Genomic DNA, 25,689 nt, shown 5'->3' with positions numbered 1-25,689 from the left:
GGTCGGTGAGGCGAGGAGGTCAGGCGTTGCTGACCAGCCCGAGCTCGGCCACGTTGGCGAGGCCGGCGTGCCGCGGCACGACCCGGACCGTGTAGCCGAAGGCCCCGGAGAAGTCGAGGACGATCTCCCCACCGAAGGCGAAGCGGCCGTTCTCGTACTCTTCGGTGACCTCGAGGGACTGCGTCTCGAAGCTCGACATCTCGTCGGACTCGGAGACCTTGCCGTGGACCACCTGCACGTCGACGTCGGCGGGCGTCAGCGCACCGAGCGAGACGTAGGCCCTGACGGCGAGCCTGTCACCGACCTGCGGGGACTCCCCGAGCCCTGCGGACTCGACGTGGTCGACGCGGACCTGCGACCAGTCGGACCGGACCGTGGCCTTCCAGCCCGCGAGGTCCTTGGCCCCTGCGTAGCCCGAGCCGTGCAGCTCCCGGCCCGCGACAGCAGCCGGGGCGTAGAGGTGCCGGACGTAGTCCTCGACCATGCGGGTCGCCTGGACCTTCGGGCCCAGGGTCGCGAGGGTGTGCCGGACCTGCTGCAGCCAGTGCTGCGGTGTCCCGTCCTCGCCACGGTCGTAGAAGCGCTGGGCGACCTGGGACTCGATGAGGTCGTAGAGCGCGGCCGCCTCGAGGTCGTCACGACGGTCTGCGTCTTCGACGCCGTCAGCCGTCGGGATGGCCCAGCCGTTCTCGCCGTCGAACCACTCGTCCCACCAGCCGTCGAGGATCGACAGGTTCAGGCCACCGTTGAGCGCGGCCTTCATGCCCGAGGTGCCGCAGGCCTCGAGGGGGCGCAGCGGGTTGTTGAGCCACACGTCGCAGCCCGGGTACAGCGTCTGGGCCATGCCGATGTCGTAGTTCGGCAGGAACACGATGCGGTGGCGCACGGCGGGGTCGTCGGTGAACTTGACGAGCTGCTGGATGAGGCGCTTGCCCTGGTCGTCGGCCGGGTGCGACTTGCCCGCGATGATCAGCTGGACAGGGCGCTCGGGGTCGAGCAGGAGCGCGCGCAGGCGGTCAGGGTCGCGCAGCATGAGCGTGAGCCGCTTGTACGTCGGCACACGACGGGCGAACCCGATGGTCAGGACGTCGGGCGAGAGCGCCTCGTCGACCCAGCCGAGCTCGGCAGGGCTCGCGCCGCGCTTGCGCCAGGACTTGCGCAGGCGGGCCCGCGCGTCCTCGACGGTCTGCGCCCGCAGCTCGCGGCGCAGCGCGAACAGCTCGGCGTCGGTGATGGCCGAGGGGTCGAGCCACCCTGTCGAGTCCGCGAGCGCCTCGGGCGCGAAGCGGCTCTCGGCGAGCTCGCTCACGCGGCGGTCGACCCAGGTCGGGGCGTGCACGCCGTTGGTGATCGAGCTGATCGGCACCTCGGAGCCGTCGAAGCCCGGCCACAGACCGTTGAACATGCCGCGAGATACCTCGCCGTGGAGCAGCGAGACACCGTTGGCACGGCCGCCGAGGCGCAGGCCCATGACGGCCATGTTGAAGACCGTCGGGTCCCCACCCTCGTAGTCCTCGGCGCCGAGCGCGAGGACACGGTCGAGCGGGACACCGGCAATCTCGTTGGCACCGCCGAAGTACTGGCTGATCGTGTCGACACCGAAGCGGTCGATACCCGCGGGGACGGGGGTGTGCGTCGTGAAGACCGTCGCGGAGCGGACGGCCTCGAGGGCCTCGTCGAAGCCGAGACCGTGCTGCGAGACGAGCTCGGCCACCCGCTCCACGCCGAGGAACCCGGCGTGGCCCTCGTTGGTGTGGTAGACCTCGGGCTCCGGCGCCCCGGTCAGGCGAGACCACAGGCGCAGCGCACGGACGCCGCCGACACCGAGCAGGAGCTCCTGCTGGAGCCTGTGCTCACCGCCGCCGCCGTAGAGGCGGTCGGTGACCTTGCGCGCGAGGTCGTCGTTCTCGGGGATGTTCGAGTCGAGGAGCAGCAGCGGGACGCGGCCGACGGCAGCCATCCACACGTGGGCGTGCAGCATCCGGTCGCCGGGCAGGTTGATCGAGACGGTCGCCGGGGTGCCGTCGTCCTCACGGACCAGCGTGACGGGCATGGCGTCGGGGTCGAGCAGCGGGTAGTCCTCGACCTGCCAGCCGTCACGGGTGAGGGACTGGACGAAGTAGCCGGCACCGTAGAGCAGACCGACGCCGACGATCGGCACACCGAGGTCAGAGGCGCTCTTGAGGTGGTCGCCCGCAAGGATGCCGAGGCCGCCCGAGTACTGGGGCAGGACCTTGGTGATGCCGAACTCGGGCGAGAAGTACGCGATCGCGGCGGGCAGGTCGTCGCCCGCGCCCTGGTACCAGCGCGGCTCGTTGAGGTACGTGCGCAGGCCTGCGGCCTCCACGCGGACACGCTCGACGAGCCCGGCGTCGGCGGCGAGGGCCGCGAGCTTCTCGGGGCTCAGCGCACCGAGGAGCGAGACGGGGTCGCCCTTGACCGAGGCCCACAGGGCAGGGTCGAGGCTCTCGAACAGGTCCCGGGTCGGGCCGTGCCACGACCAGCGGAGGTTGTGGGCCAGCTCGTCGAGATCGTGGAGCGCGGCGGGGAGGACGGTGCGGACGGTGAACCTGCGGATGGCTTTCACCTGGCTGACACTAACCACCCGACGGGCACCCCGTCACCAGTTCTCGGTAAATTCTCTGCAAGATCTGAAAAGGGTTGCTCGGAAGGGTGCCCGGACCCTCACGACCTGGGCCCTCTGTCCCGGTCACGACGTCGCCGGGCACCACCAGGATCGCCTCCCGAGTGTCCGGACCGGCCAGGAGTCGGTAGGTTCGTCAGGTGACCTCCAAGCGCAGCGCGAAGCAGTCCTCGCGAACCAGTCCTGCACCCGCTCCGGCCGCCACCACCGACCCCACCAGCAGCGCGACCCCGAGCGCCGCCGCGGCACAGCCCGTCGGTCGGCACACCGCTGACGACTCCCCCGCAGCGGTCGCCGTCCTGGTCGACCCGATCGGCCGCATCCCGGTCGTCGACGTCGCCCCCGTGATCGCCGAGGGCCGCTGGCCCGCGAAGGCGAGCGTCGGCGAGGTCGTCCCCGTCGAGGCGACGGTCTTCCGCGAGGGGCACGACGCCGTCGCGGCTACAGCCGTCCTCGTCTCGCCCACGGGCGAGCGCCACGAGGCCCGGATGGTCGACATCGCGCCCGGCCTCGACCGCTTCCGCGCCGAGATCGTCCCCGGCGAGGTCGGCGCCTGGACCCTCCTGGTCGAGGGCTGGTCCGACCCCTACGGCACCTGGGAGCACGACGCGACCGTCAAGATCGAGGCCGGCGTCGACGTCGACCTCATGCTCGCCGAGGGTGCAGCGCTCTTCGAGCGCGTCGCCGCCCTGCCCGGCCTCTCCCCCGAAGACGCCCAGGTGGTCGCCGGCACCGTGACGGCCCTGCGCGACACGAGCAGGCCCCCCGAGGTCAGGCTCGCCGCAGGCACCGCCCCCGAGGTGCACGCCGTCCTCGCGCGGACCCCTCTGCGCGACATGGTCTCGCCCAGCCGCGCGTACCCCCTCCAGGTCGACAGGCCCCTCGCGCTCGCGGGCTCCTGGTACGAGTTCTTCCCGCGGTCGGAGGGTGCACGCCTCGACGAGACCACGGGCACCTGGGTGTCCGGCACCTTCGCGACGGCGGCCGAGCGGCTGCCGGCGATCGCCGAGATGGGCTTCGACGTCGTCTACCTCACGCCGATCCACCCGATCGGCACGACGAACCGCAAGGGTCGCAACAACACCCTCGACCCGCAGCCGGGCGACCCCGGGTCGCCCTACGGCATCGGCTCGGCCGACGGCGGGCACGACGCGATCCACCCCGAGCTCGGCACCTTCGCCGACTTCGACGCCTTCGTCGCCCGGTCGCGCGAGCTCGGCATGGAGATCGCCCTCGACCTGGCGCTCCAGTGCTCCCCGGACCACCCGTGGGTGACCGAGCACCCCGAGTGGTTCACCACCCGGGTCGACGGGTCGATCGCCTACGCCGAGAACCCGCCGAAGAAGTACCAGGACATCTACCCCCTGAACTTCGACAACGACCCCGAGGGCATCTACACCGAGATCCTGCGGGTCGTCAGGCTGTGGATCGAGCACGGCGTGACCGCCTTCCGCGTCGACAACCCGCACACCAAGCCGCTGCCCTTCTGGGAGCGCCTGATCGCCGAGGTCCGCACGACGAACCCCGAGGTGATCTTCCTCGCGGAGGCCTTCACCAAGCCCGCGATGATGCACACCCTCGCGAAGATCGGGTTCCACCAGTCGTACACGTACTTCACGTGGCGGAACACCAAGGAAGAGCTCACCGAGTACCTCGAAGAGGTCTCTGGCCCCTCGGGCTCCTACATGCGTCCGAGCTTCTGGCCGACGACCCACGACATCCTGCCGCCGTACCTGCAGGAGGGCGGCGTGGCCGCCTTCGCGATCCGTGCTGTCCTGGCGGCGACGGCGTCCCCGACGTGGGGCATCTACTCCGGCTACGAGCTCGCCGAGCGCGTGCCGCGCCCGGGCGTCGAGGAGCAGATCGACAACGAGAAGTACGAGCTCAAGCAGCGCGACTGGTCGCAGGCCGCGACCGTGGGCATCTCGACCCTGCTCACCCGCCTCAACGAGATCCGCCGCGAGCACCCCGCGCTGCGCCAGCTGCGCAACCTCACGGTGCACCCGACGACGGACGACTCGATCTTGGCCTTCTCCTCCCACCTCGCGGCCGAGCACTCCCCGACGGGCGTCGCCGACACCGTGGTGACAGTCGTCAACCTCGACCCGCACAGCACCCGCTCGGCGATGGTCTGGTTCGACATGGCTGCCCTCGGTCTCGACGACGCGTCGGGCCACCCCGCGGCCTTCGCCGCCCACGACCTGCTCACCGGAGAGACCTACTCCTGGGGCTCGCAGGCCTTTGTCCAGCTCGACCCCTGGGCCAACTGCGCCCACATCATCGACGTGAGGCCGCTATGACGCGCGCGACCGACCCGCCCACCATGCCGATCCCCGTGGGCGCGCTGCCGCCCCGGCGCCAGCCCACAGCCCCGGGCGGCGGTGCGAGCGACGAGGCCATGGAGACCGAGCACACCTTCCCCGGCCTGACCGACGACCCCGAGTGGTTCAAGACGGCCGTCTTCTACGAGGTGATCGTCCGGGCCTTCTCCGACTCGACAGGTGCCGGCTCGGGCGACCTCCGCGGGCTGATCCAGCGCCTGGACTACCTCCAGTGGCTCGGCATCGACTGCCTGTGGCTGCCGCCGTTCTACCCCTCGCCGCTGCGCGACGGCGGGTACGACGTCGCCGACTACACGGCGATCGCCTCGCAGTATGGGGCCATGAGCGACTTCACCGAGCTCATCGACGAGGCCCACAAGCGCGGCATCCGGGTGGTCATCGACCTCGTGATGAACCACACGAGCGACGAGCACCCGTGGTTCCAGGCGTCGCGCTCGGACCCTGAGGGTCCCTACGGCGACTTCTACGTGTGGAACGACGAGAACACGAAGTACCAGGACGCCCGCATCATCTTCGTGGACACCGAGACGTCCAACTGGACCTTCGACCCTGTGCGCCGGCAGTACTTCTGGCACAGGTTCTTCTCGCACCAGCCCGACCTCAACTTCGAGAACCCCAAGGTCGTCGACGCGATGATCGACGTCGCGCGGTTCTGGTGCCAGGTCGGCGTCGACGGCTTCAGGCTCGACGCCGTGCCGTACCTCTTCGAGGACGAGGGCACGAACTGCGAGAACCTCCCCGCGACCCACGAGTTCCTGCGGACCGTGCGCAAGGTGATCGACACGGAGTTCCCGGGACGGATCATGCTCGCCGAGGCGAACCAGTGGCCCGAGGAGGTCGTCGAGTACTACGGGACCGACGAGGACCCCGAGTGCCACATGTGCTTCCACTTCCCGGTGATGCCGCGCATCTTCTACTCGATCAAGGACCAGCGCGCCAAGCCGATCCTCGACATCCTCGCGGACACCCCGGCGATCCCGGCGGGTGCCCAGTGGGGCACGTTCCTGCGCAACCACGACGAGCTCACCCTCGAGATGGTCTCGACCGAAGAGCGCGCGTCGATGTACGGCTGGTACGCACCGGACCCCCGGATGCGCGCCAACGTCGGCATCCGGCGCCGGCTCGCGCCGCTGCTCGACAACTCCCGCAAGGAGATCGAGCTGGCGCACGCGCTGCTGCTCTCGCTCCCGGGCAGCCCGTGCCTGTACTACGGCGACGAGATCGGCATGGGCGACAACATCTGGTTGCCCGACCGCGACGCCGTGCGCACCCCGATGCAGTGGACCCCGGACCGCAACGCCGGGTTCTCCACGGCTGACCCGGGCAAGCTGTACCTGCCGCTCATCCAGTCGCTCGTGCACAACTACCAGCACGCGAACGTCGAGGCCCAGTGGGCCCAGCCGACCTCGCTGCTGCACTGGGTGCACGGCATGCTCAAGGTCCGTCGTCAGCACCCCGCCTTCGGGACCGGCACCTTCGTGCCGCTCGAGGCGGACAACGAGTCTGTGCTCGCGTTCTTGCGCGTGACTGCGGACGAGACGCTGCTGTGCGTGACGAACCTCGCATCGACCGCACGATCGGCCAAGATCAGCCTCCCCGGGTACGCCGGCGCGCAGCTCACCGACGTGTTCGGGGGTTCTCCACTCGGCTCGACGGGCGCCGAGGGCGAGGTCGTGGTCACCTTGGGTTCACGCGACTTCTACTGGCTCTCCGTCGCCCGTGCCGAGGAGCCCCTCGGCACGGTGTAGACGGGAGCGACGACCGCCTCCGGGCGGTCGGTCCACGACGACGAGGACGGCAGGTTCACCCCTATGGCACACGAGAGCCCAGCACCGGAGACCTCCGAGCGTCTCGACGCCCCGGACGTCCTCGAGGCCGTGCGCGCCTGGTTGCCCGAGCGCCGGTGGTTCCCGACGACGGCCGACGCGACGTCGGTCGTCCGGGTCTCCCGGACCGACCTCGGGACCGACGAGCACGGCGCGCACGCTGTCGTCGACCTGCTGCGGGTGGCGGGGACCTCGTCCTCGTCGCCGCTGACCCTGCAGGTGCCGCTCGTGCTCGAGCCGGCCGGGACACCACCCGCGGCGGTCGACGCCCGCGGGCTGGTGGCTGCCCTCTCCGACGGCAGCCGGCTGCTCGACGGGGCCTACCACCCAGCCTTCGTGTCGGCGTGGCTCGAGCGGGCCACCTGGGCCGAGGGCTCGGGTGCTGCGGGTGGGGAGTCCAGCTCCGCCTTCAGCCCGGCACGGTTCGACGTCCGAGGCCTGCACGTCCTCACCGGCGAGCAGTCGAACACCTCGATCTTGCTGCCGTCCGTCTCCGGCGGGTCGATGCTCAAGGTCATCCGGGCGCTGGCCCCCGGCCAGAACCCCGACATCGTCGTGCCGCTGGCCCTGACCCGCGAGGGCTGGGGCGGCGTGCCCGCTCCCTACGCGTGGAGCGAGACCGCTGTCGACGAGAGCGCTGCCACGGACGGGGGTCCTGCCGGCGCGAGCACGGGTGCTGCTACGTCTGCCCTCCCCCGGACCTGGACCACGCACACCGGGGTGCTCGCCGAGCTCGTGCCGCAGGCACGGGACGGCTTCGAGCTCGCCTGCGACTTCGCCCGCGAGGGTCAGCCCTTCGCCAACCCGGCGCGCGAGCTCGGGACCCAGGTGGCCCAGATGCACAGCGCCCTGCGCCGTGCATTCGCCTCCGAGGTGCACGAGGCCGACCCCGAGTGGCTGCTCGACGCGATGCACCGCAGGGTCAGGTCTGCTGCCGGGGCCAGCACGGCCGTGCGGTCCAGGGTCGACCAGATCGAGGCCTTCCTCGAGCACATGCGCGGTGTGGCCGAAGAGGCCGTCCGTCAAGGACGCCCCCTCCCCCCGGTCCAGCGCATCCACGGAGACCTCCACCTCGGCCAGGCCCTCTACAGCCCGCAGAAGGGCTGGCGCATCCTCGACTTCGAGGGCGAGCCGTTGCGTCCGCTCGCCGAGCGCACCCGTCCGGACCTGGGCGAGCGCGACGTCGCCGGCATGCTCCGCTCCTTCGACTATGCCTCCGCGGTCGGCGGGGCGACGTCGAGCGAGTGGGCCCGCTCGGCCCGCCGCGCCTTCCTCGAGGGCTACACGGGCTACCTCAGCGTCCCGGGTGCCCTCGGTTTCGGCCGTCCGCCGTCGCTCGCCGACAGGGTGCTCATCCGCGACGCCTTCGAGCTCGACAAGGCCCTTTACGAGGTCGTCTACGAAGAGCGCAACAGGCCCTCCTGGATCTCGATCCCGCTCGACGCCGTCGACCGCGTGCTCAGCGGGCTGCCCGCGCCCCTCACCTCGGCGGACGCCGGGCGCCCCAGCAGCGGTGCCTGACCGTCCACCGTCTGACCCGTCGTGCGCGCCTGGCCCTGCACGACCCTCTCGACCATGGAATGGTAGGGCTATGACCGACTCTGAAGCACCGGCTCCCGCAGCGTCCCGGGTCCCCGCGACCCTCGACGACCTCGCAGCCGTCGCGCACGGCACCTTCTTCGCCCCGCACAGCGTCCTCGGCGGGCACGTCGACCCAGGCTCGGGGGCCGTGACGGTCCGCGTGGTGCGCCCCCTCGCCGACGAGGTGGAGATCCTCACCGAGCACGGGGCCACCCCCGCCGAGCACGAGCACGAGGGCGTGTGGGCCGCAGTCCTGCCCGACGCCGGCGGGCACGTCCCGGACTACCGCGTGAGGGCCCGCTACGGCGAGGACGTGACCGTCGCCGACGACCCGTACAGGTTCTTGCCGACTGTCGGCGAGCTCGACCAGCACCTCGTCCGCGAGGGCCGCCACGAAGAGCTCTGGACAGTCCTGGGTGCGAACACCAAGACCTTCCCCGGCACGCTCGGCGAGGTCCGCGGGACCGCCTTCGCGGTCTGGGCTCCCAACGCGCGCGCCGTCCGCGTGATCGGTGACTTCAACACCTGGTCCGGCTCGAGCCACCCGATGCGGTCCCTCGGCTCGACAGGTCTGTGGGAGCTGTTCGTCCCTGACGTCACCGCCGGGTCTCGCTACAAGTTCGAGATCCTCTCGGCCGACGGCTCGTGGCACCAGAAGGCCGATCCCATGGCCCAGGGCACCGAGATCCCGCCGGCCACGGCGTCGGTCGTCGTCGAGTCCGCCTACGAGTGGCAGGACGCCGACTGGCTCGAGCGTCGGGCCGCGAACGACCCGCACAACGCGCCGCTGAGCATCTACGAGGTCCACCTCGGCTCGTGGCGCCAGACGCTCTCGTACCGCGAGCTCGCCGAGCAGCTGACCGACTACGTGGTCGACATGGGCTTCACTCACGTCGAGCTCATGCCCGTCGCGGAGCACCCCTTCGGCGGCTCGTGGGGCTACCAGGTGACGTCCTACTACGCACCGACCTCACGCTTCGGGCACCCTGACGACTTCAGGTTCCTCGTCGACTCGCTGCACCAGGCGGGGATCGGCGTGATCGTCGACTGGGTCCCCGCGCACTTCCCCAAGGACTCGTGGGCTCTGGCCCGCTTCGACGGGACCCCGCTCTACGAGCACCCGGACCCCATGCTCGGCGAGCAGCAGGACTGGGGCACCTACGTGTTCAACTTCGGTCGGCCCGAGGTGCGCAACTTCCTCGTCGCCAACGCGACCTACTGGCTCGAGGAGTTCCACGTCGACGCGCTGCGCGTCGACGCCGTGGCCTCGATGCTCTACCTCGACTACTCCCGCGAGCCCGGCCAGTGGCGACCGAACGTCCACGGCGGCCGCGAGAACCTCGAGGCGATCGCGTTCCTGCAGGAGACCAACGCGACGGCCTACCGCCGCACCCCCGGGATCATGATGATCGCCGAGGAGTCGACCGCGTGGCCCGGCGTCACGAAGCCGACCGACGGTGGCGGGCTCGGCTTCGGCCTCAAGTGGAACATGGGGTGGATGAACGACACCCTCCGGTACCTGGCCGAGGAGCCCGTCAACCGTCGGTACCACCACCACGAGGCGACGTTCTCGCTGGTGTACGCCTACTCCGAGCAGTTCGTGCTGCCGATCAGCCACGACGAGGTCGTGCACGGCAAGGGCTCGTTGCTGCGCAAGATGCCCGGAGACGACTGGCAGCAGCTCGCCGGGGTCCGCACGCTCTTCGCGTACCAGTGGGCGCACCCGGGCAAGCAGCTGACCTTCATGGGCAACGAGCTGGCCCAGGGCACCGAGTGGGCCGAGTCGCGCAGCCTCGACTGGTACCTGCTCGACCACGCCCCGCACGCGGGGGTCCAGCGGCTCGTGCGTGACCTCAACACGGTCTACCGCGACCACCCGGCGCTGTGGGCTCTCGACCACGACCCCGCGGGATTCGAGTGGCTCGACGCCTCGGACGCCGACCACAACGTGCTCTCCTTCCTGCGACGGGACCGCGAGGGCAACGTCATGGCCGTCGTCATCAACTTCGCCGGGACGCCGCACCTCGACTACAGGCTGCCCCTGCCCTCGGGCGGGACGTGGCGTGAGGTCATGAACACCGACGCGCAGGTCTACGGCGGGTCCGGGGTGGGCAACCTGGGAGCCGTGCACTCCGACGACGTCCCCTGGACCGGGCGGCCGTTCTCCGCGCTCGTGCAGGTTCCGCCGCTCGGCGCCGTATACCTGATTCCAGAGGGCTGACGGGCAGAAGCCACGGCGCATCTTCTCGACTCGCCGAGAATTCACCCCGATGCGCGTACATTTTTCAAGAATTACTCCCCAATGCCAGGTCGTAGGTCCTCGAAGACCTCGACCCGTGAGTGATAGCTTGCGGTGCGGAAATCTTCCGCGCGCGGCTGGGTCTGACAAGACCCAGCCGCACCGGTACCACGCAAGGGGAGTTTCATGGGTCCGGTCCGACGTAGGACATCGCATCACCTCACAGTGCTTCTCGCATTCCTCCTGCTCCTCGGTGGGCAGGTTCTGATTGCGCCGACTGCAAGCGCCTCGACCGTCGACGGCGAGATCTCCCGCTCGGAGATCCTCGCGCGGGCGAACTTCTGGGTCAGCCGCAACGTCCCGTACAACCAAGGCCTCTCGACCGGAGACGTCGACGGCCGGAAGTACCGTCAAGACTGTTCCGGTTTTGTCTCCATGGCCTGGCACCTTCCGACGAGCGCATCCACCCGCACGCTCGCGACCTATGGCAACCGGCTAGCCAGCCTCGATCAGCTGCAGCCTGGAGACATGCTCCTCGACGCGGGCACCCACAGCTCCCTCTTCGTCGGCTGGAACAACTCGTCCCACACCTCAGCGACGATCTGGCACGAGTCGACACCAGGGGTCGGGACGGTAGCGGCGAACTGGACACGCGCCACGATGGGAAAGTACGTCCCGTACTCCTACAAGAAGGTGGTCGGCGACACCGCGACAAACCCTAACCCCGGCATCCTCAAGCGCGAGGTGTTCGAGTCCGCGAGCAGCACGGGATGGTCCGCACTCCCGACCGGGATCGCCGGAGAAGCCGTGGCCTCGATCACCATGGATGGCGTCAAGTACATCTACACCGTCAATGACGGGATCGTCTACGAGGCAGCGTCGAACAACAACTGGAAGAACCTCAGTACCCGGATCACCAGCAGCGGTGGAGTTGCCGCTACCGCGATCGACGGTGTCAAGTACGTCTACACGGTGAACGGTGGCCAGGTCTACGAGGCAGCCTCCAACAACAGCTGGAAGAACCTCAACTCCGGGATCCCGATGGGCGGCGTCAAGTACGTCTACACCGTCAACGGTGGCCAGGTCTACGAGGCAGCCTCCAACAACAGCTGGAAGAACCTCAACTCCGGGATCCCGAGCCGGGGGCCGCTGGCTGCGACGTCAGCCGACGGGGTCAACTACGTGTACACGGTCAACGGCGGCCAGGTCTACGAGGCAGCCTCCAACAACGGCTGGAAGAGCCTGAACTCGGGCATCTTCAGCACTACAGGTGTGGCAGCCACCGAGATGGGCGGCATCAAGTACGTGTACACGATGTGACCATCGTGAGCACCTGACCGCACGCTCGGCGCACGTCGGCTGGACGACTCTCGTGGTCCGAGCGAGGCATCGGCTGGGGGAACAGGCGAGCCGCTGGTGATCGAAAGATCCCAGCGGCTCGCCTGCGCTCTCTCGCTCAGCTCGTCACGGCCGACCGGCTGGACTCGCTGCCGTCAGTAGAGCGCGTTCGTCAGGGCGCGGCGGGCTGGTGCGACCCGCGGGTCCTGCGGGCCGAGGAGGTCGAAGTACTCGACGAGACGCTTGCGGAGCACGTCCTTGTCCTCGGCGTCGGGGACGAGCTCGATGAGACGACCCAGGGCGTCTTCCACCTTGCCGCCCAGGAGATCGAGGTCGGCCACGGCGAGCTGCGCCTCGACGTCCTCCGGGTGGTCGGCCGCGGCGGCACGGACCGTCGCGAGGTCCGCCCCGCGGGTGCGGAGCAGGAGGCGCGCCTGCGCCAGACCTGCGGTCGCGAGGTGGTCGCGGGGATCTTCGCGCAGTGCCTGCTCGTAGGCCGCGACGGCCGTCTCGAGGTCGTCGGCCTCGATCGCGTCGTAGGCCTTCTGGTGCAGCGGGGGGAGCTCGGGCTCAGGCTCGGCTGCGACAGCGGGGACCGTCGGCTGCTGGCCCTCCGGCGGGGCCAGGACACCTGTCACACCGTTCGCCTCGGCGGCGGTCAGGAGCTCGTCGAGGACAGAGCGGATCTGTGCCTCGTCGGCGGTCCCCTGGAACAGCGGGACCGGCTGCTGGGCGAGGACCGCGACGACAGTTGGGAAGGCCTGGACCTGGAAGGCCTGGGCGATCTGCGGGTAGGCGGTCGCGTCGATCCGGACGAGCAAGAACCGTCCGGCGTACTCGGCCGTCAAGGCCCCGAGGGTCGTCGCGAGACGTGCGTTCTCGGCGTCGGTCGGCATCCACAGGAGGGCCACCACGGGGACCTGGGCCGACTGCTGGACGACCGAGGGGAACATCTCGTCGGTGATGTCGACGACGAAGCCGCCGGCTGCGGGCGCGCCCCCCGGGGCTCCGGGCGGCGGGGCGCTCGGACGGCCGAGCGAGGACAGGTCGACCGCTCCGCGGACGTCGAACTGGGGACCGGGTGCGCCAGGCTGACTCATGGGGACTATCTTTCCATCCGTCGGTGACAAGGGAGACGGCTCGCCGTCCGTGCTGGACGGGGCGGGCCTGAGGGCTCGGACCACTCTACCGAGAGAGACGGCCACCCACCGGGCGGCCGTCTCTGGGGTGCTGCTGTCGGACCAGGAGCCCCCTGGAGCCGGTCTGGCTGCCTGGGCGGAGCGATCCCTGCGAGGGTCGGGGACCCGGGACGGTCAGGGGATCGACGCAGAGGTCGTGAGGAACTCGCTCCCGACAGCCTGCAGACCGGTCTCGCCGCCGTCCGCCGGCGGGACGTAGATGCCGACGACGATCGTCCGGCCCCACGACACGGAGTTCGAGTCGGGGGTGTCGCCGATCAGCGCGCGCTGCGAGGCGGCAGGGGACACGATCGCGCCCTCTTCCCCCGTCAGGGTCGACGCGGAGTCGATCTGCGCGACGACGAGCGCACCGCCGTCGGCGGTCCGCACCGACCGCAGGGCACCCTCAGGTGCCGAGTAGGTCTCGGTGTAGGTGCCGGCGAGCTCGGCCGCGATCGCCGTCTGCTTGGTGAAGGAGTCGGCCATAGCGGCCCGCAGCGGGTCGGCCGCGAAGTCGGCCGCGTAGGCAGAGCCCTCGCGCGAGGCCAGCACGTCGACGTATCGGGCGACGGCGTCGGCCGGGGTGACCAGCAGCGAGGTGTCGTCGGGTGCCACGGCCTCGGAGCCGACGCTCGGTGCGGCGAAGGTCGGCAGGGTGATCGAGGGGAACAACCGGATCCAGGCCCAGAGCTGGTACTGCGCGCGCGCCGAGTCCTGGCCCAGCACGAACAGTCGCTCGGTCCCGAGGTCGTCAGGGCGGGCCGAGACCGCCATCGAGGTGCGTGGCCACGTCTGGGTCGTCGGGAGGATCTCGGACTGGACCGTCGTGGGGAGCTCGGTGAGCCCGTCCTGGTTGCCGACGGCCGCGGCGACCTGCAGCTCGACGGTGCGCAGGGTCAGCGCGGGGCCCGTGAGCCTGGGAGCCAGCTCGGCCGGGTCGCCCGTCTCGGAGGCGGTGGTGAGGGCGGCGCCGATGGCGTCGAAGACCGCCGCGTCCTGGGCGCTCGAGAGGACGGGGAGGGGTGTCGGCGGGGCGGGGTCGGTCTGGACCATGGGGAGCTCGGGGGTGCACGCGGTGAGCGCGACGAGCCCGGCGGCCACGAGCACGAGGGCGCGAGGGGTGCGGCGCATCAGTCGGAGTCCTTCGAGGTGTCGTCGGTCGGTTCGGTGGTCCCGTCGGTGCGGCCGGAGCCTGTCGACGGTGTCCCGTCTGCACCCGGCGCGGGACGCGGGGTCCCCGCCGGGTCGGTTCCGGGCCGGGCGGGCTGCGCCCACGGCGACCTGGAGGCGCTCCAGGCCGAGGGCGCCTGCTGCTGGTCGCGACGGATCCTGCGCGCGGGGGCGCTCTCGTCGCTCGACCGCAGCGTGATCCGCTGGAACGGCGAGCCCGGGTCGACAGGCCGCGCGGCGGGAGGGCGGGCGGAGGTGCTGGACGACGTGGGCTTCGACGACTGCGGGGCCGGGCGCTGCCCGGACGGTGCCGTCGGTGCGGACGGGGCCGACCGGGTCGTCGGGGTCGGAGCGGTCGGAGCCTTCGGGCCCGGTGTGCTGGGCGTGCTCACGGCCGTGCCACCGGCGGCACCTCCTGCGGACTCTGTGCCGGCTGCGGCCTCCCCAGGGGTGCTCGGTCCCGCGACGGCGGCCGATCCAGGTGCCGCGTCGTCAGGCGTGGTGCCGGCTGTCCCGGTCTCCGGGGCGCGGACGCCCCAGGCCGCTCGCCAGCTGGAACCTGAGGTCGAGCCCGTGCCCTCAGGGAGCCAGGCGGGACGGTGCGCCTCGGGTGCCGCTGGCTTCTTGTCGGCCTCGTCGGAGTCTTCAGGCTCGGCAGGCTTCACCACCGGGATCGCACCGGTCCAGGGCCACTGACGCTTCTGCCGCGGCGCAGCAGCAGCAGCCGCGGCCTCGGTCTCGGCTTCTTGCTTCTCGGCGAGCTCGCGCAGCTGGCGGCGCGTCAGCGTGCCGGCAGCGGGAGTACCGCCAGCAGGTGTCGGCACCACGGCATCGTCCGCACGGTCGGTGGGTGCCACGACGGGGCGGCGCCGGCGTCCTCGGGTGACGATCCCGTAGATCAGGCCCAGCACGACGAGCAGGACCCCGAGGGCGACGCCGGGCCAGAGGAGCGGCGTGGTCACCTCGCGCGGCCACGACAGGGTCAGCTGGGGAGCCGCTGCGTCTTCTCCCACGGCCGCGACGAGCAGCACCTGGTCGGTCGACGTCGCGTCCCAGTCGAGGGTGGCCGTGCCGGTCCCGCTCGTGGACTCGACCCACATGTCGGAGCCCGAGGGGTCAGGTCCGGGGGCTGCAGGGGCTGCAGCGTCGGTCTCGGCGGTCGCCTCGGTGCTGGGGTCGGCGGACGTGTCGGTCGCGTCACGCGTGTCTGAACCAGCGCTCGAGACCTTCGAGACCGTGAGGGTCTCCCAGTCCGAGGCGCCCGTCACGCGCAGGGCGGGGTCTTCTCCGACCCATCCCTCGACGTCGACCTGGGACCCGAGGGCGAGCACCACCTGGGCGTCGTCGGAGGACCGCGCCGTGATGGTCACGTCTCGGTCGACGAGCGAGAGGACCCCGGGGGCGGTCGTGAGCAGGGTGGCGCCGGACTGCTCTCCGGTCGTCATCACCGCCGTGTCGCTCGGACGCCAGACGGTTGCGGACGCGACGCCGAGGCCCGCCACGACGAGCCCGACGACCACGAGGCCGACCATAACGATTCTGTGCAGCACTGAGTGTTCCCTTCCGAACCAGATCTGTCAGCGTAGCGGCCACGGGCCTCGGGTGACGTGCCAGAACGCTCACAGGACCCGCCCCGGACCGGCCCGCACGAGCCGTGTTCACGAGACCGTCGAACGGATAGGGTGGTGGCGGACCGAGCCTGGACCGCAGTCAGCCCTCGTCAGACGACGACGGCCGGCGCTCACTGGCCTCTCGTCCCCACGACCTGATCTGGCATGTGAATGTTCAGTGCAGCATGCCCTACCCCGACCCCGGAGGTCTGCAGTGTCCGACGAACGTCCGATCTTCCCTGTCGTGATGCGCGGCTACGACCGCAGCCAGGTCGACGGCCGGGTGAGGTCGCTCGAGTCGGCCCTGGCAGACGCCCAGGCACGGATCGACGCCCTGGACGCCGACGTGCGACGCACCGGCGAAGAGCTCGTCGCCGCGCAGGACCAGCTCCGCGAGGTCGACCGTCCGTCCTACGCCGGGCTCGGCTCGCGGATCGAGCAGCTCATGCGCTCGGCCGAGGAGCAGTCGAGCGACGTCCTCGACCAGGCGACCCGGCAGGCCGAAGAGGCCGTCGAGCGCGCCCGACTCACCTCGTCGCAGATGAAGGCCCGCGCCGAGAACGAGGCCGCCGAGATCCTCGCCGCCGCACGCCGCGAGGCCGAGGAGGTCCGCTCGGCCGCGGCCACCGAGGCCCAGACCACGACAGAGTCGGCCGAGCGCCGCGCCGAAGAGCTCGTCGGTTCCGCAGAGCGTGAGGCCGCGCGCATCCAGACCGCGATCACGACCGAAGAGACCGAGCGTCGGACGGCCCTCGAGCGTGAGCTCGGGACGCTGCGCGCGACCACGGAGCGGGAGACCACAGAGCTGCGTGTCACGACCGAGCGCGACGCTGACGAGCTGCGGACACGGACCGTCGCCGAGACCACGACCCAGCGCGAAGAGGCCGACCGCTACGCCCGCGAGCTGCGTGCGGCGGCTGACGTCGAGACTGCTGAGCTGCGCCACTCGACCGAGACCGAGATGGCCGACCTGCGCCGTACGACCGAGCAGAACGCCGCCGTGCTGCGCTCGACGACAGCCCGCGAGACGGACGAGCTCCGCCAGCGGACCGAGTCGGACGCCGCAGCCCTGCGGACCGCCGTCGAGGAAGAGGCGACCGCCCGCCGCAACGAGCTCGACCGCGAGCTCGCCACGCTGCGCCAGGACACCGAGGCCGAGATCGCGAAGCTCCGCTTCGGGGTCGACCAGGAGCTCGACGCGCTGCGCCTGCAGGCCGAGCACGACCTCAACGACCTGCGCTCGACCACGCAGGGGTCCGTCAACGAGCAGCTCGCGAACGCGCAGCTGCAGGCGTCGCACCTCGTCGAGACCGCGCAGCGCGAGAGCACCGAGCTGCGCGAGACCGCAGCCCGCGAGACCACCGAGCTGCGCGAGACCACGACCCGCGAGACCACCGAGCTGCGCGAGTCGACGACCATCGAGGCGGAGCGGCTCGTCTCGGACGCCCGCCGCGAGGCCGAGGACGTGCTCTCGAGCGCCCGCGACGAGGCGTCGACGATGCTCACCACAGCGCGCGAGACCCTCGCCGCCGCCGAGCTGGAGATCGCTGCCAAGCACGAGGCCGCCCAGCTGGCCGACACCGAGCTGCACGCCCAGAGCAAGGCCGAGACCGACAAGCTGCTCGGGGACGCCGAGCGGCACGCCGCCGAGGCCGAGCGCCGCGCCGCCGAGGCGCTCTCGACCTACGAGCAGATCCGCAAGGACTCCGACGCGCACGCGAAGGAGTCCGCCGAGACCGCGCGGGCTACCGCAGCCGAGATCCTCGGCTCGGCCCGCCAGCAGGCCGAGCAGACCCTGTCCGACGCCCTCGTCGAGTCCGAGCGTGAGCGGTCGACCGCCCAGCGCCAGGTCGACGACCTCAACCGTCAGCGTGAGTCCATCACGGCCTACCTGGACGAGCTGAGGTCGCTGCTCGGCAGCGAGGCGATCCCGAGCGCGCAGACCCTCGAGAAGGCTGCTGCGGTCGAGGAGTCCTTCGCCGCGGCGACCAGCGGCTCGGGGTCGGCACCCGCTGCAGCCTCGACCGACGGCACGAAGAACGGCGCCGACGAGGCCGAGAAGACCTCCGGGGCGGCACCGTCGAGCCCGGCGCCCGCCCCCAAGGCGAAGAAGGCTGCGCGACCGGCGCCGCTGTCGGCCGCAGGCACACCCGCTCAGCAGGCCCGCAAGGCTGCGTCGGGCAAGGGTGCACGCCCCGCGCCGGTCTCCGCGACAGGCACCGGGACGCAGACCGAGGCAGGCTCGTCCGACGCCGAGGCTGACGCTGACGCCCAGGCACCTGCCTCGGACGAGACCGCCTCCCCCACCCAGGACTGACGGCAGCCCAGGTGTCCGACGGTACGAGCACGTCAGACGCCGCGTGGCGCGAGGAACGCTCGCGCAACGCGGCGCACCAGGCGGCCGAGCTCGAACGACGCAGGTCGGTCGAGACGGCCGCCGCCCGCGAGCTGATCGCGGAGTTCGTCGCCAGGGCTGAGGCAGCGGGTGTCCCCACCCAGCGCCTGGTCGCCCGGGGCTACCGAGGCTCAGGCACGTACCGCACGTCGATCGACGGCTGGTACCTCCGCAAGAACCAGAGCGTCGGGATCGGGTCGGACGGCCAGTTCTACGTGCTCTCCGTCGAGGGCTCGCTGCGTGCGCGGCTGCGGGGCGCCACACCACCGCCGAGCGACCCTCCGCTGGTCCTCGGCCAGGGCGCTCGGGACGGCGAGTCGATCGACCTCGCCGAGGCGCTGGACCGCGCGCTGCACGGCACGACGGACGACCCGGCCTGACACGCTCCGTACGGTCAGCTGGTCGGGGTCTCGGGGCTCTGGGGCGTCGCCTCGGCCGCGCGCCGGAGCAGCCTGTCAAGGGCGGCCGCGACAGGTCCAGGGGCCTCGAGCGCACTGAGGTGGCCGGCCCCGGGGACCGTCACGAGCTCGGCGTCAGGGGCAGTGCTGGCCATGTGCTGGGCAACCGCGAGCGGCGTGATGGTGTCGTCCTCCCCCACCACGACGACCACGGGTCCGTCGACGTCGGCCAGGACGTCGCTGCGGTCCGGACGGGTGGCCATCGCCCGCTGGGACCATGCGATCCCGGCGGGCTGCTGCTCGCGGATCCAGCCGGTCACGATGCTCGGCAGGTCCGGACGCTCCCGCACGCTCTCGTCGCTGAGCAACGAGCCGACCATGCCGAGCACGGCCTCGACCGAGCCTGAGGACTCCACCTCGTCGGCGACCCGTTCGCGGTTGGCCCGGGCGGCCTCCTCGTCGGCGGTCGACTTGGTGTCGACCAGGGCGAGCCCCGCGACCAGGCCCGGGTGGCGCTCGGCGAGCGCCAGAGCGACATAGCCGCCCATCGACAGGCCGGCGACGACCACGCGCTCATGACCGGCGGCCTCGACCAGCGCGGCGACCTCGTCGGCCGACCTGTCGACCGACGGCTCGCCGTCGGGGACGGCCGCTCCCCCGAGCCCGGGGAGGTCTGGGGCGAGGACCTGGAGGTCCGTGGCGAGCGAGCCTGTCAGGTCGTCCCACATACGGTGGTCGAGCGGGAAGCCGTGCAGGAGGACGAGCGCGGTCGCAGGGCCGGTGCTGCTGGAGGTGTCGGTGTCGTTCACTGTCGTCCTTCGCTGTCGGTCGGTCGTCGGCGGATGTCGGTGCGTCGCCGGCGGATGTCGGTGCTTCGCCGGCGGATGTCGGTGCTTCGCCGGCTGGGGTCCGTGCGTCGCCGGTGGCTCCTGGTGCGCTCACCTGGGAGGAGCGCGGGCGCGGCTCCCGGTGCTCGAGGGGCCTCAGCCCCAGCAGCGCAGGTGCCAGTGCCGGCGTGCGGCGAGCGCCGCCTCACGGCCGAAGAGCGACTCCGTGGCCCAGGCGACGACGTGCGCCGAGCCCGCAGGCACCGGCTGGTGGCAGCCCGGGCACGTGTAGGTCTTCTCGCTCGACCGGACGTTCTGCACGGTCCACTCCTCGCCGCGGCGGATCTCGGTGCGCCTACCCCCGGTGGCCCGCTCCATGTCGAGAGGGCGGGGTTCTTCGGAGTAGGGGCGGCGCGAAGAGCGGCGGGACGACGGCATCCCTCCAGTCTGCCTGTGCCGCACGGGCGAGACCAGCCGTGCTCGGCCGCGCAGGGCTCTGCGCACCCGCACTGCGCGTGTGTGTGGAGACCGTGACCACCTGGTGGGAGCCCTGCGTCACGCGCACGGACCCAGCCCGCGCACAGCCTGGGAGGCTACAGTTGACGAGGCCGTCGACCGCGGACCACCCCCAGATCGAAGGACTGACGTCTTGAAGCACCGCACCTCGCGCGCCGTGACCGCGCTCACCATCGCCACAGCGCTCCTGCTCGCCGGGTGCGGGAGCTCGAGCGACGACGACGCCACAGCGACACCGAGCGCGACGGACGCCGCGACAGACGTCCCCACCCCCACCGCCGAGGACATCGCGGCCCTCGACGCCGTGACCGTCACCGGCGACGCCGGCAGCGAGCCGACGCTCGAGTTCACCGCGCCGCTCACGGTCTCCGCCCCGACGGTCCGCGTCCTCGACGAGGGCACCGGCGAGGACATGACGGAGACGAGCCTCGCCTCGATGCACTCCGTCGTCTACAACGCGGGTGACGGCAGCGTCGTCGACTCCAGCTGGGCCGAGCCGGCCGCACCCGAGTGGGACCTGGCGACGGACTTCTCCGGCGTGCCTGCCCTCCAGGAGGCGCTCGTCGGCAAGAAGGTCGGGACGCGCATCCTCTTCGCGCAGACCGCGACCGACGGCACCACCTACCTCTACGTCTTCGACTCGGTCTCGGTCCGCGACACCCCGACCCGCGCCGAGGGTGAGGCCGTGACGCCGGCCGAGGGCCTGCCGACCGTGACGCTCGACGACACGGGCAAGCCGAGCATCGAGATCCCCGAGGGCTACACGGCCCCGGCCGACCTCGTCGTCCAGCCGCTCATCAAGGGCACCGGCCCCGTCGTCGCGGCCGGCCAGAACGTCCAGGTCCAGTACTCCGGCTGGAAGGTCTCCGACGGCGAGCAGTTCGACTCCTCGTGGGAGAACGGGTCGCCCTTCGTGGTCAACAACCTCGGCTCGGGCGCAGTCATCGCCGGCTGGGACCAGGGCCTCGTCGGCCAGACCGTCGGCAGCCAGGTCCTCCTGGTGATCCCGAAGTCCCTCGCCTACGAGGGATCGCAGAACGAGCTCGCTGACGAAGACCTCGTCTTCGTGGTCGACATCCTTCGCGCAGGCTGACACAGCTCCGCTCGACCGAGAGCCCCGGACCGTCACGGTCCGGGGCTCTCGGCGTCTGCGGGCGAGGCTGTGACCACGCCGGGGACGGACTGCTTCCGACCGCGTCGTGGTGCACGCGTGCCGGCACCATCCCTCGCGTCCTCGGTCTCGGGACCCCGCGTCCTCGGACCGGGACCTCGGTGCGATCTCGGGCCGCTCTGCGGGTCGTATCGTTGAGGGGTGACCGATGCCACCGCCCCCAGCCCTGCCCGTGAAGTCCTGACGTGGGACGCCTTCGGCGTCGCCACGCGTGAGATCGCCGAGAAGGTGGTCGCGAGCGGCTTCCTGCCCGACGTCGTCGTCGCCATCGCCCGCGGTGGTCTGCTGCCCGGTGGCGCTGTCGCCTACGCCCTCGGCACGAAGGGTGTGGGCACGCTCAACGTCGAGTTCTACACGGACATCGGCGAGACCCTCCAGGACCCCCGGGTCCTCCCCCCGCTCATGGACACCTCAGAGCTTCCCGGGTCGAAGGTGCTCGTCGTCGACGACGTCGCCGACTCCGGCCGGACCCTCAAGCTCGTCATGGAGATCATGGAGGCCAAGGGCGTCGAGGCCCGGTCAGCAGTCCTGTACTCCAAGCCGCAGTCGATCGTGACCCCGGACTACTCCTGGAAGGACACCGACCTCTGGATCACCTTCCCGTGGTCGGCGCAGCCCCCGGTCGAGGGTGCGCACACCGCTGCGCGGGAGTGAGCTGGCCCTGGGCGGAGCGGACGACGGCGCCCACGCAAGGACGGGAGCGCTCCTCCGTCCAGCCGCACAGGTCGGCTCCACACCCTGACGTATCGTGGTCGATTCACTGTCGGACGAGGGACACGTGTCAGACAGTGGTCGGCACTCGAGGAGTTGGTGATGGCTAGGCTCAGTGACGTCGCACGGTCTGAACGCCGTGACAGCATCATCGCCGCAGCCGCTGAGCGATTCTCCAGCCAAGGATTTCATGCGACGTCGATGGCTGAGATCATCTCGGACTCCGGAGTGGCTGCAGGCACCGTCTACATGCACTTCGCCAGCAAGGACGATCTGATCGTCGCGACGGCAGAGCAGGCTCTTGACGGGGTCGGACGCACTCTGGCTGGCCTTCTCGACCGCGACCCCGCTCCTTCCCTGGCGGCCTTTCTCACGTCGATCCGGACCTCGCTGCCGTCGGACGCCTCCGGAGCGCTCCGCGCTCACCTCGTCCTGCACAGCTGGGCGGAGACGAGCAGAAATCCTCGTCTGGCCGCCCTCGTGAGCGACCGCTACGACGCGCTGCTCGCCGGGGTGAACCCGTTGATCTCGATGTGGAGAGAGCGCGGTGAGATGCCGAGCGACCTTAGCAGCGCTGAGCTCGGTCGGGACCTCTTAGCCCTTGTGCAGGGACACATCGTCCAGGCCGCGGTGCTCAGCGGCGGGCGTGATCCACGGAGGCGCGCTGTCCCGGACGCCGGCTCTGACCCCCACCGGTAGTAGCGACGCGCCGCCCTGGTCGCACAGCCCGGCCACCCGCCGTCATTCGATCCCCTTCAGCGCACCGACCATGTCTACCCGCCTGATCCGCCTGCCGAGCAGCACCGTCGTCAGCAAGGAGAAGAACACGGCGATGAGCGTCGCGATCCCGATGCTGGCCAGTCCGATCTGCGCCGTGTACTCCAGACGTGCCGTCGAGAACGTCCCGACGTACATCCCCAGAAACCAGAAGCCAGCCGGTACACCCAGCAGCACGCCCAAGGCGGTCGCGACGATGTTCTCCCGGAAGGCCAGGCGTCTCAGGTCACGGGTCGTGAACCCGAGGACCTTGAGGGTGGCATAGTCGCGGGTGCGTTCGGTGAAGGCGAGTGCCCCGAGGCTGTACAGGACGATAACCGCCAGGAGAATTGCGAAGACCCGGATCAGCATGAAGATCCCGCCCAGGTCGGTGACCATGTCTGCAGCGTTGGTGCGCTGCGCCTGGAGCGTCAGGACGCTTACCACGTCAGCCCGTCCTCGCAGCTCGACGAGCGACGTCTCCTCCCCGACGAGCAGTGTCGTCGGTGTGAAGGTCTGCCCGAGGCTCTCCCACACCTCTCGTGACATGGTGAAGCCCTGCGGAGCGCTGCCCCTGACGACCTGATCCACTCGGAGGTCGACAGTCCCCTGGCCTGCTGGGAGCTCTAGCCTGACGGCATCACCAGCCGCGAGTTCGAGGCGTCGGGCCGTCGCCTCGCTCACCGAGACCACGCCTAGGTCTGCTGCGCTCCCGTCGAGCATCTCGAGGTGCACATAGTGTCCGTCGTCGAGAACCGTCATGGCGCGGTCGAAACCGTCCGTCGGATCTGTGCGCACGACGACCTCCTGAACACGCTGCCCGTCTGGCGCGACCTCCTCCAGGGAGTCGAGGTCCGCCGAGGCTGCCAGTGCGGCACGAGCTGTGTAGGTGCTCTCCTCGACGAACGCTGTCCTGACCTGGCCGTTCATGCTGTCGGCCATCCCGAACCCTGCGAACAGCAGCATCAGGCTTCCTGCGACGGCGACGACCCCCATACCGAAACGTGCTGGGTTGGCACCGCTGTCACGCCAGGCCCAACGGCTGCCATAGCTGGTCCGCGCCCAGACGCTGCGAGCACGTTCGAGGAAGACTCGGCGCCCCCGAGCGATCCCGGGTCTGAGCTGGTCCGCAGGTATGCCTCGGAGGGCCGGGCGCGCCGCGAGATAGGCGCCCAGGACACACACCGCTACGACCACGACGAGCACGACCACGGGGACGGTGGTGTAGGCGATAGACCATCGCGGCATGGACAGCATCGCCTCCTGAGTACCGAGGACGAAGGTCGACATCACCGGTGCCACAAGTAGCCCGACCAGAGCACCAAGCCCTCCCGCCACGAGCCCGTACATCATGAAATGAGCACCGATGGACCGGGCCGAGAAGCCGAGAGACTTCAGTGCCGCGATCTCCCGTGTCTGCATCTCGACGAGCCGTCGGGTGGAGGTGTACATGGCGAGGACTGCCAGAAGCACGAAGATGAAGGAGAACAACAACGAGAGATTCCGGATCTGGTCGACGCGGTCGAAGGCTGTGGAGACAGTGGGATTCGACTCCTGCCCTGTGACCCTGATCAGCTCGTCCCCTGCAAGAGCAGCAATCTGATCTTGCATCTCGACGTCCGGCCGCGCGTCTACCCGCAGCACTGTCTGTCTCAGAGGTGCAGGGTCGAGGTCGGCGACCTCCGCTGCTGGGAGCAGCGCGTAGCTGTACAAGCTGTGATCGGGCGCCACCAGCGCCGGCGTTCCCGTGTAGTACAGCCTCTCCGCCGAGTGGTAGGTGCCGCTGACTGCGAACGACCGGGTCTGAAGCCCGATCGTCAGGTCGACTGTGTCGCCCACCTCGATGCCCTTCTCCTCGGCGAAGGGCACCGCCAACCAGATGCCCTGACCGTCGTGCTCGGGTCGAGAGCCCTCGTCGATCACCGGACGTGAGATCTCAGACGAGTCCTCCCCGAGGACCTCGATCTCGAGGGAGACATCGCCGTGGCTCGACGCCGCAGCACGGAGGAACGAGGCCTCTTCGACAGCGTTGACACCTTCGAGGGATGCGACGTCGTCCGCGAGCGCTCCGGCCGCGCCCGTCGTCGTCACCCACACGTCAGCAAGGTTGGTCTCGTCGGCGAGCTCTTCGAGCTGGTTGCTCAGACCGTTCCACGCACCTTCTAGCCCCGTATAGATCAAGACGGAGAGCAGCGCCATGAGGAAGACGGCTACGAACTGAGACGCGTAGCGACGGAGATCGCGCACCAGCTTGATGGTGAGGTACCGGCTCACCAGTCGATCTCCTCTACTGAGATCGGTACCTGGTGCTCGACATGCGACTGCACCCGTCCGTCATGGAGGGTGACTGTGGCGTCACCGACGGCTGCGACAGAGATGTTGTGGGTGACGACGACCACCGCTGTCTGCGTCGTCCCCGCGATGCTGCGGAGCAGTGCGATGACCGCGCGCCCAGTCTCCGAGTCCAGTGCACCTGTGGGTTCGTCGCAGAGCAAGAGCCGAGGTCTCTTCGCGATCGCCCGGGCGATCGCGACCCGTTGCATCTGCCCACCGGAGAGCTCGGAGGGGAACGATCGTTCTCTTCCAGCCAGGCCCACGCTCGCCAGCGCGTCGTCCGGTGACATGGCGTCCCGGCTGTACTGCGACCCGATACCGACATTCTCGGCTGCCGTCAGGTTCGGGATCAGGTTGTAGTGCTGAAAGACGAACCCGACCTGCTCACGGCGGTAGAGCGTGAGCCGGGCATCGTCAAAGGAGCTGATCTCTTCACCTGCTGCGACGATCGTCCCCGAGGTCGGCGTATCCATACCGCCGATCATGTTCAGAGCTGTCGACTTCCCAGAACCCGACGGCCCGAGGACGACCGTCATCTTCGCGGGCTCGATACCGAAGCTGACATCGTCGAGAGCGGTGACGTCTTGCGCGCCGGTGCTGTATTTCTTGACGACGCGGGAGAGTGAGATGAGCGTCATGATTCCTTCCACCAG

The 25,689-nt window shown here is 70.3% G+C and carries 18 protein-coding genes; 10 read left to right on the top strand and 8 right to left on the bottom strand.

Annotated features, from left to right (window positions below):
* Positions 1-19: 19 nt before the first annotated feature.
* On the bottom strand, positions 20-2,587 hold the full coding sequence (gene glgP / locus ASG53_RS19150; protein ID WP_056137039.1) for an alpha-glucan family phosphorylase: 2,568 nt from the start codon (positions 2,585-2,587) through the stop codon (positions 20-22).
* A gap of 197 nt (positions 2,588-2,784) precedes the next feature.
* On the opposite strand from glgP, the gene ASG53_RS19145 reads away from it, so the two are divergent.
* From ASG53_RS19145 to ASG53_RS19125, 5 genes are all read left to right on the top strand, one after another.
* Positions 2,785-4,944 (top strand): alpha-1,4-glucan--maltose-1-phosphate maltosyltransferase, encoded by a 2,160-nt coding sequence (locus ASG53_RS19145; protein ID WP_442983378.1) that lies wholly within the window; start codon positions 2,785-2,787, stop codon positions 4,942-4,944.
* Entirely contained in the window at positions 4,941-6,734 is a 1,794-nt protein-coding gene (gene treS, locus ASG53_RS19140) for a maltose alpha-D-glucosyltransferase (protein WP_228087647.1), read from the top strand. Before ASG53_RS19145 ends, treS begins: the two co-directional genes overlap by 4 nt.
* Before the next feature lie 63 nt (positions 6,735-6,797).
* Positions 6,798-8,333 (top strand): maltokinase N-terminal cap-like domain-containing protein, encoded by a 1,536-nt coding sequence (locus ASG53_RS19135; RefSeq protein ID WP_056137037.1) that lies wholly within the window; start codon positions 6,798-6,800, stop codon positions 8,331-8,333.
* Positions 8,334-8,403: 70 nt separating this feature from the next.
* Entirely contained in the window at positions 8,404-10,614 is a 2,211-nt protein-coding gene (gene glgB, locus ASG53_RS19130) for a 1,4-alpha-glucan branching protein GlgB (RefSeq protein ID WP_056137035.1), read from the top strand.
* A 243-nt stretch (positions 10,615-10,857) separates the two neighbouring features.
* Positions 10,858-11,952 carry a hypothetical protein gene (locus tag ASG53_RS19125; protein WP_056137033.1) on the top strand — a complete coding sequence of 365 codons (1,095 nt, stop codon included), beginning with the start codon at positions 10,858-10,860 and terminating at the stop codon, positions 11,950-11,952.
* A 173-nt stretch (positions 11,953-12,125) separates the two neighbouring features.
* Here the strand turns inward: ASG53_RS19125 and ASG53_RS19120 are convergent, their stop codons facing one another.
* The 3 genes from ASG53_RS19120 to ASG53_RS19110 form a co-directional block, all read right to left on the bottom strand.
* A complete protein-coding gene (locus tag ASG53_RS19120; protein WP_056137031.1) occupies positions 12,126-13,070 on the bottom strand; it encodes a tetratricopeptide repeat protein in 945 nt (314 codons plus the stop codon).
* A gap of 213 nt (positions 13,071-13,283) precedes the next feature.
* Entirely contained in the window at positions 13,284-14,279 is a 996-nt protein-coding gene (locus ASG53_RS19115; protein WP_056137029.1) for a hypothetical protein, read from the bottom strand.
* The gene (locus ASG53_RS19110) at positions 14,279-15,850 is read right to left on the bottom strand and encodes a hypothetical protein (RefSeq protein WP_056137027.1); all 1,572 of its coding nucleotides are present in this window, start codon (positions 15,848-15,850) and stop codon (positions 14,279-14,281) included. Before ASG53_RS19110 ends, ASG53_RS19115 begins: the two co-directional genes overlap by 1 nt.
* 292 nt (positions 15,851-16,142) lie before the next feature.
* On the opposite strand from ASG53_RS19110, the gene ASG53_RS19105 reads away from it, so the two are divergent.
* On the top strand, positions 16,143-18,245 hold the full coding sequence (locus ASG53_RS19105; RefSeq protein ID WP_056137025.1) for a hypothetical protein: 2,103 nt from the start codon (positions 16,143-16,145) through the stop codon (positions 18,243-18,245).
* 11 nt (positions 18,246-18,256) lie between these two features.
* Positions 18,257-18,703 carry a hypothetical protein gene (locus ASG53_RS19100; RefSeq protein WP_056137023.1) on the top strand — a complete coding sequence of 149 codons (447 nt, stop codon included), beginning with the start codon at positions 18,257-18,259 and terminating at the stop codon, positions 18,701-18,703.
* A gap of 14 nt (positions 18,704-18,717) precedes the next feature.
* Here the strand turns inward: ASG53_RS19100 and ASG53_RS19095 are convergent, their stop codons facing one another.
* Together ASG53_RS19095 and ASG53_RS19090 are read right to left on the bottom strand one after the other, a co-directional pair.
* Positions 18,718-19,530: an alpha/beta fold hydrolase gene (locus ASG53_RS19095; RefSeq protein WP_056137021.1), complete on the bottom strand. Its 813-nt coding sequence runs from the start codon at positions 19,528-19,530 to the stop codon at positions 18,718-18,720.
* 174 nt (positions 19,531-19,704) lie between these two features.
* Entirely contained in the window at positions 19,705-19,986 is a 282-nt protein-coding gene (locus ASG53_RS19090) for a hypothetical protein (RefSeq protein WP_082544239.1), read from the bottom strand.
* A gap of 211 nt (positions 19,987-20,197) precedes the next feature.
* On the opposite strand from ASG53_RS19090, the gene ASG53_RS19085 reads away from it, so the two are divergent.
* From ASG53_RS19085 to ASG53_RS19075, 3 genes are all read left to right on the top strand, one after another.
* The gene (locus tag ASG53_RS19085) at positions 20,198-21,157 is read left to right on the top strand and encodes an FKBP-type peptidyl-prolyl cis-trans isomerase (RefSeq protein WP_056137015.1); all 960 of its coding nucleotides are present in this window, start codon (positions 20,198-20,200) and stop codon (positions 21,155-21,157) included.
* 219 nt (positions 21,158-21,376) lie between these two features.
* Positions 21,377-21,889 carry a phosphoribosyltransferase gene (locus tag ASG53_RS19080; RefSeq protein WP_056137013.1) on the top strand — a complete coding sequence of 171 codons (513 nt, stop codon included), beginning with the start codon at positions 21,377-21,379 and terminating at the stop codon, positions 21,887-21,889.
* A gap of 159 nt (positions 21,890-22,048) precedes the next feature.
* Complete coding sequence (locus tag ASG53_RS19075; protein ID WP_082544238.1) at positions 22,049-22,645, top strand: TetR/AcrR family transcriptional regulator; 597 nt, start codon at positions 22,049-22,051, stop codon at positions 22,643-22,645.
* Positions 22,646-22,687: 42 nt separating this feature from the next.
* Here the strand turns inward: ASG53_RS19075 and ASG53_RS19070 are convergent, their stop codons facing one another.
* Both ASG53_RS19070 and ASG53_RS19065 read right to left on the bottom strand, forming a co-directional pair.
* Positions 22,688-24,976 carry an ABC transporter permease gene (locus ASG53_RS19070; protein WP_056137009.1) on the bottom strand — a complete coding sequence of 763 codons (2,289 nt, stop codon included), beginning with the start codon at positions 24,974-24,976 and terminating at the stop codon, positions 22,688-22,690.
* On the bottom strand, positions 24,973-25,674 hold the full coding sequence (locus tag ASG53_RS19065) for an ABC transporter ATP-binding protein (protein ID WP_056137006.1): 702 nt from the start codon (positions 25,672-25,674) through the stop codon (positions 24,973-24,975). The genes ASG53_RS19070 and ASG53_RS19065 overlap by 4 nt, the downstream gene beginning before the upstream one ends.
* Between the last annotated feature and the right edge of the window lie 15 nt (positions 25,675-25,689).

Origin of the sequence: Sanguibacter sp. Leaf3 (assembly GCF_001425965.1) — a bacterium.
GTDB classification, from domain to species: Bacteria; Actinomycetota; Actinomycetes; order Actinomycetales; family Cellulomonadaceae; genus Sanguibacter; species Sanguibacter inulinus.
This window is presented reverse-complemented; position numbering and strand designations above follow the sequence as displayed.